The following is a 15295-nucleotide window of genomic DNA, read 5'->3' on the forward strand; positions in this document are numbered from 1 at the left end:
ATGTGAAAAAACCCCTCTGTTATCTCCGGCAAATAAAATACTCCACCAAAAATAACAGAGAGGCTCCTTCTTATATAAAAGAAATGCGTCCTTTTTTTTACATATCGCGTTTTCGTTGCTACCTTAATTTTTTTCGATCTATTTAGCCATTAATTGTGCTACTTTATTGGCAAAAGCAATGGGATCATCCGGCAAAATGCCTTCGATAAGCAAAGCCTGATCATAGAGCATCGTACAATAATCTTTGAAATCTGCCGAATCCTTGCCGTCCGTATGTAAATTCTGCAGGCGGGCAAACAAATCATGATGCGGATTAATTTCCAAAATGCGTTTTGCCTTGAGAAGTGGATTATTGGCACCGGCAAAAGCCTGTTCCATCGCAATGCTGGGACCCGCTTCATCAGCAACAAGGCAGACCGCCCCGGATTTCAGACGATTCGTAAGTTTGACATCAGAAACTCTATTTCCCAGCGCTTCCTTTATATCTTTAATAAGATCTTCATTGGTTTTAGACAATGTTTCCGTTTCTTTCTTTGCTTCCTGCGATTCTACATCATCCAAATCAAGATCGCCGCGGCTGATCGAGTGGAATTGTTTTCCATCATACTCACGGATGCCTTCCAGAGCAAATTCATCCACCGGATCGAGCATGTACAATACTTCAATACCTTTATCCCGGAGCAATTCCATCTGCGGCATCTGGTCAATTGTTTCCTTGTCCTTACCCGAAGCATAATATATTTTTTTCTGGTTTTCAGGCATACGATCACAATATTCTTTGATCGTACAAAGTTTTCCATCTTTAGACGAAGTGAACAAAAGCAAATTCTTCAATTGATCTACTTTATTTTCTCCGGAAACAAGGCTGTTATAAATGCCAATTTTCAAAGACTTTCCATACTCAGCCCAGAATTTTTCGTATTTTTCACGATCTTTCTGCAATGTCCGTTCCAATGTCTTAAGAATATTTTTTTCCAAATTTCTGCCGATAAGTTTCAATTCCCGGCTTTGCTGCAGCAATTCACGCGAAATATTCAAAGACAAATCCGGAGAATCAACAAGCCCTTTGACAAAACGCAGATAATCCGGCAGGAGGTCCTTGCATTTATCCATAATAAATACGTGCCGTGAATAAAGCTGGATTCCCGGTTCATAATCACTATAATAAAGATTGAACGGTGCATGCGCCGGAATATACAGCAATGCCGTATATTCTACGGTACCTTCAACCTTTGTGTGGAAAATTTCCATAGGATCTTCCCATTCAAAGAATTGATGTTTGAAGAAATCCGTATACTCTTCTTTCTTGATATCAGATTTGTTGCGAGTCCACAAAGGCTGCATGGAATTCAACGTCCGTTCTTCATTACGCTTGGTTTTTTCGGCCCCTTCGATAGGTTTGCCATCTGCATCTTTGGGCGTTTCTTCAATAACAAAATTCATTTTTACAGGATACCGGATATAGTCAGAATACTTTTTTACAAGTTCCTGCAGTTTATACCGATCCGTATAATTTTCTTCCGATTTTTCACCATAAAAACCCTGCGACAACGTCAGTATAATCGTCGTTCCATGTTTTTCTTTTTCACACGCTTCAATACTGTATTTTCCATCACCTGTCGATTCCCAGCGCACAGCTTCTGTTTCTCCTGCTTTCCGAGTAACGATGGTTACGTTATCTGCTACCATAAAAGCAGAATAAAATCCAACGCCAAATTGACCGATCATTTCTTTATCTGTAATTTCCGTATTCGATTCACGAGCTTCCTTCAACTTAGCCAAAAAAGCTTTTGTCCCGGATTTCGCAATAGTTCCAATATCCTCAATAACTTCCTTGCGATTCATTCCAATCCCATTATCAGAAATAGTTAAGGTATGATTTTGTTCATCCGGCACTAAATGAATTTCAAAATTTGCATCCCCTTCTAATAATTCATTGTTTGTCAAAGACTCAAAATGCAGTTTATCAATAGCATCGGACGCATTAGAAATAAGTTCACGAAGGAATATTTCGTGGTTCGTATAAATAGAATGGACCATAAGATCCAATAATTGCTGTGTTTCTGCTTGAAATTCGAACGTTTCTTTCGCCATGTAAATCTACTCCTTTATATTATATTTAGCACTCCATTTGTCCGAGTGCTAATCTCACATATCTATCATACAACAAAAAGTCAAAAAGTCAATAGAAATAGTACAGTAGAACAAAAACAGACGGTATATAAATTTTTCATTCATATTCTCCTTCTATCGTTATGAAAATATGATAGACAGTACCTATGATTAAACTATAATTTGCTATATAATTAGCATGTAGTATATATTTGATAATACCTATATGGTTTCTGAAAATGTCAACTACTACGCTGAATTAAGCAACCATTGAGAAACTGCTGTTATCCGGCGGACTGCCGGCATACTTTTATACAAGCGGTCCGCGGCGGCTGCAGCAAATTTAAAAAGATGTACCGATCTATATAAAACAACATGAATTGCTGCTATCACACAGGAAGTATGCATTCTATTTTAAAAAGCGGATACACTTTTCAATAAAAATCTCTGCCTTGTTTGATTTTCATACAGAAAAGAGGTATTGATATGAATAAAACTAATTCTGACATTAAATACACATCGGCAAGTAAGAAATCTCAGACAATGCATCCCGGAAAAATAATTGAAGCCTATATTGAATCTGTTGAAATGACTACCGAAACATTATCTAAAACGCTCGGCATTCCTACAGAAAATCTTAAAAGCATCATGACCGGAGATGCGGATTGTCCGTTTGATATTATCTCAAAATTAGCTAAAATAACAAAAATTCCACTGGACAAATGGTTGGAATGCAAAAAGCAGGAAGACTCGAAAGATAAACAAAGCAAATAGCCTCACACCGGCAGTATTCTACAATACTTTAAAAATTTCCATCAATATCAATAAATATTTAATATTTTGTTGTCAAGTACCAATACTGCATGATATACTGATAAGGTAATCTTGATTTGCTTTAATCAGAAAAATCCGTTCATGTCCTAGCATGAACGGATTTTTTCTTTGTCGCAGCATGATCGTGCCGTAACCCCCTACTCCCTGTATGATTGTCCGTTGCCTTCCTATACGAAAGAAATTTATAACACTTTCCTTTTTCTGCCTGATATATAATGCACAATGTCGTATATATTTTTATATAAACTACTTTTATGTTTATATTTGTTGTGATAAACTATACCTATGGACACTTCATCGTCCATCACACCTTGAGCCGTTGGTCCTTCACCTGCCAACGGCTTTTACATTTGCCACTTTCCTTGACGAACAAATCTCACCGTCCAATAAAAAAAGCCGCTACAAACTTACATAGCGGCGCGGTTATCATATATTATTCATCTTCTTCAGGGATGTCTCCGTTGTGGTATACATCTTGCACGTCATCAAGATCATCTAACGCATCTACAAGATTTTCCAGTTTACGGCCATCTTCCATTCCAAGAGAAATCGTATTATCCGGAACCATCGTGATTTGAGCAACTTCCATACCGATGTTATTTTCCTCCAACACTTTTTCTACTGCATCAAAAGCGTCCGGTGCTGTCGTTATTTCGTATTCTTCATCACCTGTTTTGACATCATCAGCTCCTGCATCCAGAGCCATCATCATCAGCTCTTCTTCATCTGCTGAATCTTTAGTCACAACAAATACGCCCTTATTCTTAAACATCCAGGCAACACAGCCGGTTTCTCCCAAGTTGCCGCCATGCTTAGAAAACACGTGACGCACTTCCGCAGCTGCACGATTGCGGTTATCCGTAAGAACACTTACCGTAACAGCAACACCTGCCGGTCCGTATCCTTCATATACGATTTCTTCGTAATTTTGTCCATCAGCAGCACCTGCGCCCTTCTGGATAGCGCGCTTGATATTTTCTTTAGGAATATTGTTTTCTTTTGCTTTCTGCAATGCCAGCTTCAGCCGCATATTACCAACGGGATCAGCTCCACCCATACGAACAGCAATGGTAATTTCACGGCTTACTTTTGTAGTAATCTTGCCGCGAATAGCATCGTTCTTGCCTTTCTTACGTTTAATATTGGCCCATTTTGAATGTCCAGACATGAAAATGCCTCCCTTATTGATTCCACCAAGCTTCGCCTGCCAAACGGTCAAGAATAATAGCCGCTGCCGAACGTACGGATAGGTGGTTATACTCCCCAGCGCCATAAATAGGTTCCAGGATGAAATCAAACTGCTCCATCGTTTCCTTCGTCATACCATAACCGGTCCCTAAAAGCAACAAGATCGGCACCGTTTCTGTTTCACGTTTATGCCGCAGGTCCTTATAGGAAATCGTATTGGCATACGTGCGCGCATCGGTCGTAACAATATACGGACGTTGTCCTTCCTGTTCCGTCACCGCATCAACAGCCGCTTCGATGGAAGGGCGGATGTCGACAATATCAAAAGCTTCCGTACGGTACGAATTATATTTCCGTCCCGCCGGACTGCGCCAGAAATCGATAATTTTATGCACCATATCAAGTTGTCCCTCAATATGATGGATAATAAAATATTTTTTTACGCCATACGTCGTAGCAGATCGCGATATGTCGTGAAGATCATAATTCGTGATAGCCGTAGCAATGACGTTAAAATTCTTATCATATATTGGATAATGCACCAACCCTATATATAAGGATGATTTCATCATTCCATCTCCCGTTTCAGCTGCGCTAATAGTTCCTTGTCAGATGATGATAATGCGCAATTTTCCAACAAGTCAGGCCGTTTCGCAAGTGTTCTCTGCACGGACTGCCGATGCCGCCATGCATTGATTTTTGCATGATCGCCGTTGCAAAGCACCTCAGGAACACGATAGCCGCGAAAAAGTGCAGGTTTTGTATATTGCGGATATTCGAGCAGCGATGTGTAAAAAGAATCTTCTGCCGCACTGCCTGCAGTAAGAACACCTGGCAGCATGCGGGCTACCGCATCGGTAACCGCCATAGCAGGAATCTCTCCTCCTGTCAGTACAAAATCTCCCACGGAAATAGTCTCATCCGCCAGATAATCTTCTACCCGGTGATCCACCCCTTCATAATGTCCACAAAGCAAAATAAGCTGATCATAGGCCGCCAGTTCTCTGGCTTTCGCCTGATCAAAGGTCGAACCACTTGGTCCCATGAGAATAATACGCCTTTTGTCCACACTCCGCCGCACTGCTTCTACCGCACGGAACAGCGGTTCTGCCTTCATAAGCATTCCTCTGCCGCCGCCATACGGTGTATCATCCACCATATGATGTTTATCATACGTAAAACTGCGGGGATTCGTTACATCGAGATCCAAAATTCCAGCCTCACGGGCACGTTTAATAATGCTGTGATGGTAAAAAGCTTCGATAAATTCAGGAAATAAGGAAATTATATCGATTCTCATTATTCTACCCACTCCGGTGGATCTACCACCATTTTTTTCGTTTCCACATCAATGGATTTAACAACTTCATGAATTGCCGCCAGCAACGTTTCTTTTCCTTCTGCGTCGGTCACAACATATACGTCGTTACTTCCCGTTTTCAGGACATCCGTAACGGTTCCTAAATAATGATCATGCAAATCATACACACCGATTCCTATAATATCAAACACATAGTACTGTCCCTTTTTAAGGGGTGTTAGGTTTTCCCGCGGTATTTTCAGTTCCTTCTTCAAAAGAAGTTCTGCAGCATTGCGGTCATTGATACCGGCAAGCTTCATGAGCACCACGCGCTTGTGAAAGCTGGCATGCTCTATTTCATACTGTGTCCCGTCAATATAAACACGTTTCATGTGCAGAAATCGTTCTGGAAAGTCCGTATCAGGATAAATACGAACATCACCCCGCACGCCGTGCGGGGCAACTATTTGTCCAATCGTAATGAAATCAGCCATCTTACTTATTGACGAATGGCAATAATTTTGCCATCTTCCAGCAAGATTTCGGTACCAACTAACTTATCCAAATCGTCACCGACTTTTACCAAAACAGTCTGTTCAAGCTGTCCTTGATTGATTTCGGATCCGATATCCAGCTTCTGTGCTTCTTCGTAGGCATGCTGAGCCTGTGCCTTCGTAGCATTGAGTCGCTGCCGCTGTTCTTCCAATTGAGCACGCAGGGAAATAAGCCCTTGCGCATCCATTTTAGCCTGATCAACCATCATGCGTTTTGCCTGAAATTCCAGGTTTTGCATTTCACGGTCAACATCAGTCAGATTCTGCTCGGAATTTTTGAGGATTTTAGCTTTGAGCGCTTCTGTAACCTTTGACTTAACAGCAACAGGACAGCGCAATGTAATTTGATCCATGGCTCCTCCTATACAATATCTACTGATACTTTTTTATCAGCCTTCACTGCCGCAGCTTTTACAACCAGGCGTATTGCTTTTGCAATCTTTCCCTGCTTGCCGATAACTTTCCCCATATCTTCCGGGGCGACATGAAGCTCATACACTTCGAGGCCTTTCTTTTGATTCTTCGTAACTGTAACTGCTTCCGGGCGTTTCACCAACGCTTTTGCAATACATGCAATTAATTCTTCCATAGCAATCAGCCTCACTTACTTTTTAGACTCTTCAAACTTAGCCATAATACCGGCTTTTTTGAAAAGAGAACGAATCGTATCGGTCGGTTGTGCACCTTTGCCGAGCCATTCTACAGCAGTTTCAACATCGACATTCAAAGATTCTATGCCTTTAGCAGGATCATACTGACCTAAGGTAGCAACAGGACGACCATTATTGCGGGCATTGTGAGAATCAGCAACAACAACGCGATAAACCGGGTTCTTTTTAGCACCTAAACGAGCTAAACGAATTTTAATCATTACATTTCACCTCCTCAACGTAATATCCTCACTATCGAGGCCTACATATGGAATGGGAGACGCGGCATGAAGCCACGTTTCTTCCCTTGTTGTTTTTTAGCCATTTTCATCATTTTCTGCATTTCTGTAAACTGCTTGATGAGACGGTTTACATCCTGGACGCGAGTACCGCTGCCTTTCGCTATACGGCGTTTGCGGCTGTCCTTTATAAGCATCTTCGGATTGGAGCTGGATCGTTCCTTAGTTGTCATAGACTGTATAATGGCCTCTAAGTGTTTAAATTCCTTTCCATCCATATTGATTTTATCAATTTCTTTCTTATATTTTCCAACACCGGGAATGAGTCCTACCAAGCTGCTCATATTCCCCATCTTTTTAACCATGTTCAGCTGGGAAAGAAAGTCATCAAATGTAAAGCTGCCGCTTTTCATGGTTTTCTTCATTTCTTCCATGGATTCTTCATCAAAAGCAGCTTGTGCCTTTTCAATGATCGTTTCCACATCGCCCAAATCCAATATACGCGAAGCATACCGGTCTGGGTGAAATTCTTCAAGACCATCCAGCTTTTCACTGACGCCAATAAATTTGATGGGTTTTCCGGTAACAGCTTTAATGGACAAGGCGGCACCGCCGCGGGCATCCCCATCAAGCTTGGTCATGATAATGCCGTCGATTCCCAACGCCTGATCAAAAGCTGACGCAGCCGTAACCGCATCCTGCCCGGTCATCGCATCAACGACCAGCATGATTTCATGAGGATGCACGGTTGCCTTAATGCGGACCAACTCATCCATCAAGGTTTCATTGACGTGCAGACGCCCTGCCGTATCGACAATGATAATGTCCTTTAAATGGCTAAGCGCAAAAGGAATCGAATTTTGAGATATCTGCACCGGATCCTTGCTGCCTTCTTCGGTATACACAGGAATATCCAGCTGTTCCCCCAACACTTGCAATTGGGAAATAGCGGCCGGCCGGTATACGTCACCTGCAACCAGCAAGGGATTCTTCCCCTGACTCTTAAGCATTTTAGCCAATTTAGCAGCTGTCGTCGTTTTCCCGGCTCCCTGCAACCCTACAAGCATAATGATCGTAGGCGGACGGGAGGAAATGGTAATACGGCTCTGCGTGCCACCCAATAAGTCGGCTAATTCGTCCCGGACAATTTTAATGACCGTCTGTGCCGCATTCAATGTACTGAATACTTCTTCGCCAACGGCTTTTTCTTTTATTTTCTTTATAAAATCTTTTGTTACATTAAAATTAACATCAGCCTCAAGCAATGCCCGACGCATCTCTTTCAGTGCTTCGTTGACATCCTCTTCGGAGAGTTTTCCTTTACCGCGCAGTTTTTTAAAAGCTAACTGAAATCGTTCCGATAAACTTTCGAATGGCATGGGGATCTCCTTTTATCATCAAATATCCAAATGATGTAAGATATGTTTTGCTTTCTCTATCTGCACTGCATCACCCTGTTCAAGCAGTGACACCGCTTCCGATAAGCCTGTCCGCAGCGTATCGATGCGTTCCAGCAAATGTAACCGTCGTTCATATTCTTCCAACGCGTTTCCGGCACGATGCAACATATCATAAACACCTTGTCTTGAAATATGAAGTTCTTCACCGATTTCTGCTAACGACAGATCCATGAAAAAATACAGCTCCATACAACGATGCTGCCGCTCTGTAAGCAGCGGCCCATATACATCAAGAAGCCGTCCCTTGCGGACAATATCCTCTAACATACCTTCACCGCCTCATGACAATTGTGCATATTGTCAGTATACAGCAGCTCCTTTTATCTGTCAAGTATTTTTACTTGTCAATGCTATTTTTGTTCGTATAGATATACGTTGTTCACATATGTACACAAACTGTTCAAATCATACAATTTATTTCTATATTAATTGAAAATTCGACAATGACAACATAAATATTATGCGTTATAATTATATTAAATGTGTACTCGTATATACAATATATCGGAAGGGGAAAACAAAATAAGCTATGAATACTAAGCAATTACAATATTTTATCGCCGCTGCAGAAAATGAAAGTTTTACAAAGGCGGCTCAACAATTTCATATTACCCAAACAGCCATCACACAGCAAATCAAATCGTTGGAAGATCAACTGCAAGTTATGCTGTTCACCCGGATTAACCACCGCGTCGTGCTAACACAAGCAGGCCGTTATTTTCTCAAAGAAAGCCGTGCACTGGTATATACACTCGATAAATCGGTCGATCAGGTCCGTCTCATCGGCAAAGGCATTTCCGGTTCCCTGCGAATCGGCTGGATCACCGGTTTTGAACAAGCACCGCTGCATCTGCTGATCCAGCGGTTTCACGAGTCGCATCCGCAGATATCACTGCAGTTAGAACGCAACAGCGCCGTGAATTTATATGACAAACTGCAAAACAACGACTTAGATCTGGTTTTTAACATCCGTTTTGATATCGGCCGTTACAAAAATGTTTTACAACTCCCTATTCATGAATTTCCCGTTGTCGCCGTTCTCCCTAGTTTTCATCCGCTGACGAACAAAAAATATTTATTCCGTGATGATCTGCGTGCTCAGCCCTTTATCGTAAGCCGCACAGGGGAAACCATTACCGACCAAAATGAGTCGATCAGCCGGTATATGACAGCAAACATCAAATATGGGCAAATCTATTATGCGAATGACACCGAGACCATGATGCTAATGGTTTCCGCCGGTTTGGGTATTTCCATTGTTCCTTCTTATATGATTCCCGCTATTAATAATAACCGTATCAAAACCCTTCCCATTCGCGGCATCAACATGAAAGCCGAAATTATTACTGCCTGGCTGGATGATACAGACAACCCATCCCTGCCTCTGATGATTCAAACCATAAAAGATTGGAAACGGATTATCGGCTATGTTCCGAAACAGAAAAAAACACATCCCAATGTAACAGATACGGGAACCTTATCCCGTAATTTAATTAATCATAAAAAGACAAATCCCAGATATTAATATCTGGGATTTGTCTTTTTATGACGGTATCTCATTCTTTTATAGATCGGATCAATGATGGAACAGGCGCAATCCGGTCATGGCCATGGCAATGTCATATTTATCACAAGTTTCAATGACATTATCATCCCGGATAGAACCGCCTGCCTGCGCAATATAATCGACGCCGCTGCGATGAGCTCGTTCAATATTGTCACCAAACGGGAAAAATGCATCGCTTCCCAAGGCAACACCATGAAGCTGTGCAATCCACGCCTTCTTTTCTTCTCTGCTTAAAGGTTCCGGTTTCTCTGTAAAAAGGTTCTGCCAGACGCCCTCCGCCAACACATCTTCAGCATCATCAGAAATATATACATCAATTGTATTGTCCCGATCAGGCCGGCGAATATTTTCTTTAAACGGCAGCGACAGTACCTTGGGATTTTGACGAAGCCACCAAACATCTGCCTTGTTCCCAGCCAGACGAGTACAGTGAACGCGAGACTGCTGCCCCGCACCAACGCCGATCGTCATGCCATCCTTTACATAACAAACAGAATTAGACTGTGTATATTTCAAAGTGATGAGTGCCACGAGTAAATCTCGTTTCGCCGCCGCAGGAATATCTTTGTTTTTTGTCGGCCGATTTTCAAAAAGATCGTCCGTAATTTTTACATTATTCCGTTCTTGTTCAAAGGTTACGCCGTATACTTCCTTGCTTTCTATACCAGCCGGTACATACGCCGGATCAATTTTCAGCACGCAATAGGTTCCCTTGCGCTTGGATTTTAAAATTGCCAAGGCTTCCTCCGTATATCCGGGAGCAATCACACCATCAGAAACTTCACGTTTCAAGAGCGTCGCTGTTTCTGCATCACACATATCGGACAGCGCGACAAAATCACCATAGGAACTCATACGATCTGCCCCGCGTGCACAAGCATACGCACAAGCCAGCGGAGATAACTGCAAATCATCTACATAATATATCTTTTTAAGCACATCGCTCATACCGGCAGCTACTGCGGCTCCGGCAGGACTGACATGCTTAAAGGAGGCCGCAGCAGGAAGCCCCGTTGCTTCTTTTAATTCTTTGACCAGCTGAAAACTGTTAAATGCATCCAGTAAATTAATATAGCCGGGACGTCCATTCATTACTTCAACAGGCAGTTCGCTGCCATCCTTCATATACACCCTGGCTGAGGCTTGATTTGGATTACAGCCATATTTTAATTGCAGTTCCTTCATCGTGAATTACCTCCCAAAAAAATAAATGCCGACACCTCTGGAATCATTGCCCAGACGGTCGGCTTTTCTTAGTCATGCTCCCCGTGGTCATTCCACTTCCGTCAGTCACATGAACTCATGCATAAATTATACCTTTGAAAAACAAACTTTGTCAATGAAAAAATAGCATCTATCACGACAGTTCGATGACATCCAAATCATCAGGAACATATAGTCCCCCATCGTAGTACATGGTTCCCTCTGCCGTATATTGCGCCTTACGCCCTGCCAGGTCCGTATCTTCCGTATGATATAAAACCAAATTGCTGCACTGCAAGGCCGCCGCCGTTTCACAAGCTTCTTTTACCGTACTATGATGTTTCTCATACGGCTTAAATCGTGTACGGTCACGGTACAGACAAAAAGCTTCTGCTAACAGCCAGTCACTATGCTCTGCATAGATACGGGAATGTTCGTTAAACGGCTCATCCCCCAGGCAGGTAAGTTTCTTTCCGTCAGGTAACTGCAACCGGTAGCCGAATTGTTTTGCCTTTGTAGACAAAATATCGAAAGCCTGTATATCCATTCCCAAAACAGAAAACCGTGTACCATCTTTTATTTCATGGATATAAATTCCGTTATCAATTTTCGCCTTATGTTTTCCCGTTAATGTCAAATCACAAATAACACGCAGCATATGCGCCGCTTCATCATGGCAGTAGATATGAAAGTCTCCCTCATAACTGCCTGCCAGCATATACATGGCAATGCGCCGAATAACCCAGACGACTCCCAGGATATGATCGGTATGCCCATGCGTGACAAACAAATGATGCAGCCGCGGATACGCAACCTGAGCAGCCTTCAGCTGCTTCAATATTCCGTTGCCCCCGCCGGCATCGGTAAGAAAGCAATCGCCCGCTGCATTCTGTATAACAAAACACGTGTTGTAGCATTCTGTTACCATAGCACAACCGGTTCCCAGCATAATTAATTTTTCCTTAGCCATGTCAAAAAAGCTCCTCTTCCTGATTGTAATCTCTGCCAAACGCTATGGCTTACTTGGTACAATACCATGAATCGTTATTCTCAAAACATCGACAGACATGCCGGTAGTATATTCGACCTCATGTTGAAGCGCGTCCTTGACTTGGTGCATTAAGGCTCTGACATTTTCGCCGTACAAAATCGTGACGGACAGCATGACATCAATGCCATTTCCTACATCTTGCGTGCTTTTTCCTACTTTCACCTTGTTTACTCCGGCAATGCCGTGAATACCGGTTAAACTATGCTGAATCAAATGCTGCAATACATCGTCCGTAAAAGTCAATTTCCCATAATAACTAAATACAGGGCGTACGACAGAACGTTCATACGTTTCCTCTGATTTCCTGCCGTTTTTTTTCTTAAAAAATGAACGGATAGATCCCAGCAGATAGCCTCTAAAATGAGACTTCAATTCCATTGTCGGAACAGGAATTACATGTTTTCCTTCTCTGACGCGTATCATATGGGCTTTGGATATTTCTTCAGCAGAGGAAATTTCTTCTATGTGGATAAACGCCTCAGGTTCAGGAATCGCAAGCATTTCTGCAATCTTCCGCACCATATGCACGGAAGTCCCTAACACCAAAAGTTTCTCCGGCTGGATAGTTGCCAGTGCTTTCTGTACCTCGCCCGCCTGCGCTGCATCAGAAAAAATAGCGCGTCGTGTCGCCTTCAGCTGATTTGTTTCTTCCTTGGCCGAACGTCCGGCAATAATTTTATTCTGATAAATCAAGATCCCGTCATCAATAATGCAATCTATATCGTTGTCATGTGCTACCACCAGTGCATGATGGCTTTTACCTGTTCCAGCCGCACCGATAAACCCTATAACTTTCATTTTTTTCTCCTGTATTCAAGTAATGTATGCAGCCGTTCCGATGGAACATAAAACTGTCCCACTACTTCGGGAAATCTTCCCGGAACACCATGAAAATCAGAACCGCCGCTGATAAGCCAATGCCGCGTTTTCGCAATTTCCATAAACTCGTTTTCCCGTCCCCAGTTTTTGGGATGAAAAACTTCAATACCATCAAATGCATAGGGAAGCACAGCCTGCAGATTATGCTGAATCAGTCCCGGATGTGCGAGAACAGCCACTCCGCCAGCCTCATGTATCAGCTCAATACATTCCTCGATCGTACAGCGCTGATACGGTACATACGCCGGAGCACCTCGATGCAGCACCTCTTGGAACACGTCTGCAATCGTTGCAAAGTAACCCTTTTCAATAAGCATTCGTGCAATATGCGGCCGTCCCACCGCCACGCCCTGCTTGATCAGTCCTTCGAGCGGAGTGCGATCCAATTCATATCCAAGCCCAGCCAATCTATCCACGATTTGCAATGCCCGTTCCAATCTGCGCTGATGAAACGTCTGACAATATTCCGCTATCGCTTTATGCTCCGTATGGATATAATACCCTAAAACATGAATATCCTCACCATTATATTCCGTGCTGATTTCAATACCTCGTATGACGCTGACCGACGAAGAAACGACACAAGGATGAGAATACGCCTCTACCGTATCGTGATCGGTAATAGAAATTTCACCGAGTTGGGCAGTCTCTGCCATCGTTAGGAGTTCTTCCGGCGTATACACCCCATCTGAGCACGATGTGTGCATATGTAAATCAACATTCATGGCTGCCCTCCTTTCAGAAGTTCCAATACCGTTTTGATTCCAACCCCCGTAGCACCAAAAAATCCGGTTTCATCTTTTTGTTCACAGAAGGCAGTTCCGGCAATATCAATATGAGCCCAGGCAACCCCCGGACGAATAAACTGCTTAATAAATAATCCCGCAGTAATCGCCCCGGCGTTACGGCCGCCTGTATTTTTCAAATCTGCTACCTCACTATGCAGCAGGGACTCGTATTCCCGATCTGCCGGCAGCTGCCATACCCGTTCATTCATGCGGGCAGCTCCTTCAAAAATATGGTTGATCCACTGCTGATCATTCCCAATAACACCGGAACGAACCGTCCCCAGTGCCGTTACACAAGCTCCGGTCAAAGTCGCCAAGTCTATAACCTTCGTCGCACCCAGTTTCTGGGCATAGGTCACCCCGTCAGCCAAAACAAGCCGGCCTTCGGCATCGGTATTCTTGATTTCCACCGTTTTGCCGCTTAACATCGTAATAATATCATCCACATGGAACGACATGCCGGAGGGGACATTCTCAGCCATCGGCATGACAGCCATCACATTAACCGGATATTTCAGCAACATCAATGCCCGAATAACACCTAACGCCGTAGCAGCTCCTGCCATATCGGACTTCATGAACTCCAGATTTTCATGGTCCTTCAGCGACAATCCACCGCTGTCATAGGTAATTCCCTTGCCGACAACAGCCAATTTATCCCGGCTTTCCGTATTGCCGGTGTACGTGACCGTTACCATTTGGGGATTATTCATACTTCCCTTTCCCACAGCCAGAAGCCCGCCCATTTTTAACTTTTCCAGCTGCCATTTATTCAAAGTTTCTACCGTAATATTTTCGCTCTTGCACAACGCCGCAGCAATATCGGAAAACTTGCGGGGAGTCAGTTCATTCGGTGGCATATTGACGAGATCCCTCGCTGTTTTGATACCCTCATAAATAGCGGTATACACATAACACATCATGTTCAGCTCTTTAACATCCTCTGTAGAAGTCACGAGATTGACCATGGGTACAAGATGGGATTTTGTGTTTTTCTTATAATGATTAAACTCATAATTGCGAAACAACAGTCCATCGATCAATGTCGGTATATCTGCCTCCAACGTATCCACCAAAACTGCCAACTCGGAAACACCCCACGCCATGGCAGCTGCCATTATTTTACGAGCAATACGGAAATCATCAGCCTGCCCGTAAGGATAGGGCTTTTTACCGATACCGACAAGAATATAATTCTTTACTTTTTCTTCATCAATCAGAGGAAACACAGACACAGACGGATACTCTAAAAGCTCCGGATGTCGGTCTACATATATGCGAAGCTTCTCGCTATCCTTTTTCGGAATTTGTGTCAACACCCGCATCCGGTTATCCACACCGACGGCAACATTATCCAAGCTGCCACTGCCATTACAAGTAATCATGTTTATCCCTCCAGCTAATCGCTATCTATATATGCTTATTATACATTTTTCCTACAGATAAAATCAATGAAGGAACCTGCATATT

At 43.1% G+C, this 15295-nt stretch carries 17 protein-coding genes and 1 riboswitch; of the genes, 2 read left to right on the forward strand and 15 right to left on the reverse strand.

The features are described from left to right. Positions 1-138: 138 nt before the first annotated feature. Complete coding sequence (gene htpG / locus BLR11_RS00720; protein WP_091647301.1) at positions 139-2094, reverse strand: molecular chaperone HtpG; 1956 nt, start codon at positions 2092-2094, stop codon at positions 139-141. Between the two features lie 504 nt (positions 2095-2598). On the opposite strand from htpG, the gene BLR11_RS00725 reads away from it, so the two are divergent. Further along, a complete protein-coding gene (locus BLR11_RS00725; RefSeq protein WP_091647302.1) occupies positions 2599-2886 on the forward strand; it encodes a helix-turn-helix domain-containing protein in 288 nt (95 codons plus the stop codon). Positions 2887-3379: 493 nt separating this feature from the next. On the opposite strand, the gene BLR11_RS00730 is transcribed toward BLR11_RS00725, so the two are convergent. Genes BLR11_RS00730 through ylxM form a run of 9 tightly spaced genes read right to left on the reverse strand, consistent with a single transcriptional unit; the run spans position 3380 to position 8604 of the window. Continuing rightward, positions 3380-4114 (reverse strand): YebC/PmpR family DNA-binding transcriptional regulator, encoded by a 735-nt coding sequence (locus tag BLR11_RS00730; protein WP_091647304.1) that lies wholly within the window; start codon positions 4112-4114, stop codon positions 3380-3382. A gap of 13 nt (positions 4115-4127) precedes the next feature. Next, on the reverse strand, positions 4128-4703 hold the full coding sequence (locus tag BLR11_RS00735) for an RNA methyltransferase (protein WP_091647306.1): 576 nt from the start codon (positions 4701-4703) through the stop codon (positions 4128-4130). Then, complete coding sequence (trmD, locus tag BLR11_RS00740) at positions 4703-5434, reverse strand: tRNA (guanosine(37)-N1)-methyltransferase TrmD (RefSeq protein ID WP_091647307.1); 732 nt, start codon at positions 5432-5434, stop codon at positions 4703-4705. The genes BLR11_RS00735 and trmD overlap by 1 nt, the downstream gene beginning before the upstream one ends. Then, positions 5434-5928, reverse strand: a complete 495-nt coding sequence (gene rimM, locus BLR11_RS00745; protein ID WP_091647309.1) for a ribosome maturation factor RimM — start codon at positions 5926-5928, stop codon at positions 5434-5436. The genes trmD and rimM overlap by 1 nt, the downstream gene beginning before the upstream one ends. A gap of 5 nt (positions 5929-5933) precedes the next feature. Beyond that, positions 5934-6341 carry a YlqD family protein gene (locus BLR11_RS00750; protein WP_091647311.1) on the reverse strand — a complete coding sequence of 136 codons (408 nt, stop codon included), beginning with the start codon at positions 6339-6341 and terminating at the stop codon, positions 5934-5936. Positions 6342-6349: 8 nt separating this feature from the next. After that, positions 6350-6577 carry a KH domain-containing protein gene (locus BLR11_RS00755; RefSeq protein WP_091647313.1) on the reverse strand — a complete coding sequence of 76 codons (228 nt, stop codon included), beginning with the start codon at positions 6575-6577 and terminating at the stop codon, positions 6350-6352. A gap of 15 nt (positions 6578-6592) precedes the next feature. Further along, the gene (rpsP, locus tag BLR11_RS00760) at positions 6593-6859 is read right to left on the reverse strand and encodes a 30S ribosomal protein S16 (RefSeq protein WP_091647315.1); all 267 of its coding nucleotides are present in this window, start codon (positions 6857-6859) and stop codon (positions 6593-6595) included. A gap of 41 nt (positions 6860-6900) precedes the next feature. After that, positions 6901-8256, reverse strand: coding sequence for a signal recognition particle protein (gene ffh, locus BLR11_RS00765; RefSeq protein ID WP_091647317.1), 1356 nt, complete (start codon positions 8254-8256; stop codon positions 6901-6903). A gap of 18 nt (positions 8257-8274) precedes the next feature. Beyond that, on the reverse strand, positions 8275-8604 hold the full coding sequence (ylxM, locus tag BLR11_RS00770) for a YlxM family DNA-binding protein (protein ID WP_091647319.1): 330 nt from the start codon (positions 8602-8604) through the stop codon (positions 8275-8277). Between the two features lie 262 nt (positions 8605-8866). Between ylxM and BLR11_RS00775 the strand changes: the two genes are divergently transcribed. Further along, positions 8867-9862 (forward strand): LysR family transcriptional regulator, encoded by a 996-nt coding sequence (locus BLR11_RS00775; RefSeq protein ID WP_091647321.1) that lies wholly within the window; start codon positions 8867-8869, stop codon positions 9860-9862. A 51-nt stretch (positions 9863-9913) separates the two neighbouring features. On the opposite strand, the gene BLR11_RS00780 is transcribed toward BLR11_RS00775, so the two are convergent. From BLR11_RS00780 to BLR11_RS00800, 5 genes are all read right to left on the reverse strand, one after another. After that, positions 9914-11089: a phosphoribosylaminoimidazolecarboxamide formyltransferase gene (locus BLR11_RS00780; protein WP_091647322.1), complete on the reverse strand. Its 1176-nt coding sequence runs from the start codon at positions 11087-11089 to the stop codon at positions 9914-9916. 41 nt (positions 11090-11130) lie between these two features. After that, a riboswitch (ZMP/ZTP riboswitch) is annotated at positions 11131-11208 on the reverse strand. A gap of 53 nt (positions 11209-11261) precedes the next feature. Continuing rightward, positions 11262-12077, reverse strand: coding sequence for an MBL fold metallo-hydrolase (locus BLR11_RS00785; protein ID WP_091647324.1), 816 nt, complete (start codon positions 12075-12077; stop codon positions 11262-11264). Between the two features lie 42 nt (positions 12078-12119). Further along, positions 12120-12956, reverse strand: a complete 837-nt coding sequence (locus tag BLR11_RS00790) for an Asp23/Gls24 family envelope stress response protein (protein ID WP_091647325.1) — start codon at positions 12954-12956, stop codon at positions 12120-12122. Beyond that, on the reverse strand, positions 12953-13762 hold the full coding sequence (locus tag BLR11_RS00795) for a PHP domain-containing protein (protein ID WP_091647327.1): 810 nt from the start codon (positions 13760-13762) through the stop codon (positions 12953-12955). The genes BLR11_RS00790 and BLR11_RS00795 overlap by 4 nt, the downstream gene beginning before the upstream one ends. After that, positions 13759-15210 (reverse strand): leucyl aminopeptidase, encoded by a 1452-nt coding sequence (locus tag BLR11_RS00800; protein ID WP_091647328.1) that lies wholly within the window; start codon positions 15208-15210, stop codon positions 13759-13761. Before BLR11_RS00800 ends, BLR11_RS00795 begins: the two co-directional genes overlap by 4 nt. Positions 15211-15295 lie beyond the last annotated feature (85 nt).

It is taken from the genome of Megasphaera paucivorans (assembly GCF_900103535.1).
Taxonomy (GTDB): Bacteria; Bacillota; Negativicutes; order Veillonellales; family Megasphaeraceae; genus Megasphaera_A; species Megasphaera_A paucivorans.

Excerpts from the sequence above, each read along its gene's own strand:
- htpG (WP_091647301.1), bottom strand. The coding sequence starts at position 2,094 with ATGGCGAAAGAAACGTTCGAATTTCAAGCAGAAACACAGCAATTATTG.
- BLR11_RS00725 (WP_091647302.1), top strand. The coding sequence starts at position 2,599 with ATGAATAAAACTAATTCTGACATTAAATACACATCGGCAAGTAAGAAA.
- BLR11_RS00730 (WP_091647304.1), bottom strand. The coding sequence starts at position 4,114 with ATGTCTGGACATTCAAAATGGGCCAATATTAAACGTAAGAAAGGCAAG.
- BLR11_RS00735 (WP_091647306.1), bottom strand. The coding sequence starts at position 4,703 with ATGAAATCATCCTTATATATAGGGTTGGTGCATTATCCAATATATGAT.
- trmD (WP_091647307.1), bottom strand. The coding sequence starts at position 5,434 with ATGAGAATCGATATAATTTCCTTATTTCCTGAATTTATCGAAGCTTTT.
- rimM (WP_091647309.1), bottom strand. The coding sequence starts at position 5,928 with ATGGCTGATTTCATTACGATTGGACAAATAGTTGCCCCGCACGGCGTG.
- BLR11_RS00750 (WP_091647311.1), bottom strand. The coding sequence starts at position 6,341 with ATGGATCAAATTACATTGCGCTGTCCTGTTGCTGTTAAGTCAAAGGTT.
- BLR11_RS00755 (WP_091647313.1), bottom strand. The coding sequence starts at position 6,577 with ATGGAAGAATTAATTGCATGTATTGCAAAAGCGTTGGTGAAACGCCCG.
- rpsP (WP_091647315.1), bottom strand. The coding sequence starts at position 6,859 with ATGATTAAAATTCGTTTAGCTCGTTTAGGTGCTAAAAAGAACCCGGTT.
- ffh (WP_091647317.1), bottom strand. The coding sequence starts at position 8,256 with ATGCCATTCGAAAGTTTATCGGAACGATTTCAGTTAGCTTTTAAAAAA.
- ylxM (WP_091647319.1), bottom strand. The coding sequence starts at position 8,604 with ATGTTAGAGGATATTGTCCGCAAGGGACGGCTTCTTGATGTATATGGG.
- BLR11_RS00775 (WP_091647321.1), top strand. The coding sequence starts at position 8,867 with ATGAATACTAAGCAATTACAATATTTTATCGCCGCTGCAGAAAATGAA.
- BLR11_RS00780 (WP_091647322.1), bottom strand. The coding sequence starts at position 11,089 with ATGAAGGAACTGCAATTAAAATATGGCTGTAATCCAAATCAAGCCTCA.
- BLR11_RS00785 (WP_091647324.1), bottom strand. The coding sequence starts at position 12,077 with ATGGCTAAGGAAAAATTAATTATGCTGGGAACCGGTTGTGCTATGGTA.
- BLR11_RS00790 (WP_091647325.1), bottom strand. The coding sequence starts at position 12,956 with ATGAAAGTTATAGGGTTTATCGGTGCGGCTGGAACAGGTAAAAGCCAT.
- BLR11_RS00795 (WP_091647327.1), bottom strand. The coding sequence starts at position 13,762 with ATGAATGTTGATTTACATATGCACACATCGTGCTCAGATGGGGTGTAT.
- BLR11_RS00800 (WP_091647328.1), bottom strand. The coding sequence starts at position 15,210 with ATGATTACTTGTAATGGCAGTGGCAGCTTGGATAATGTTGCCGTCGGT.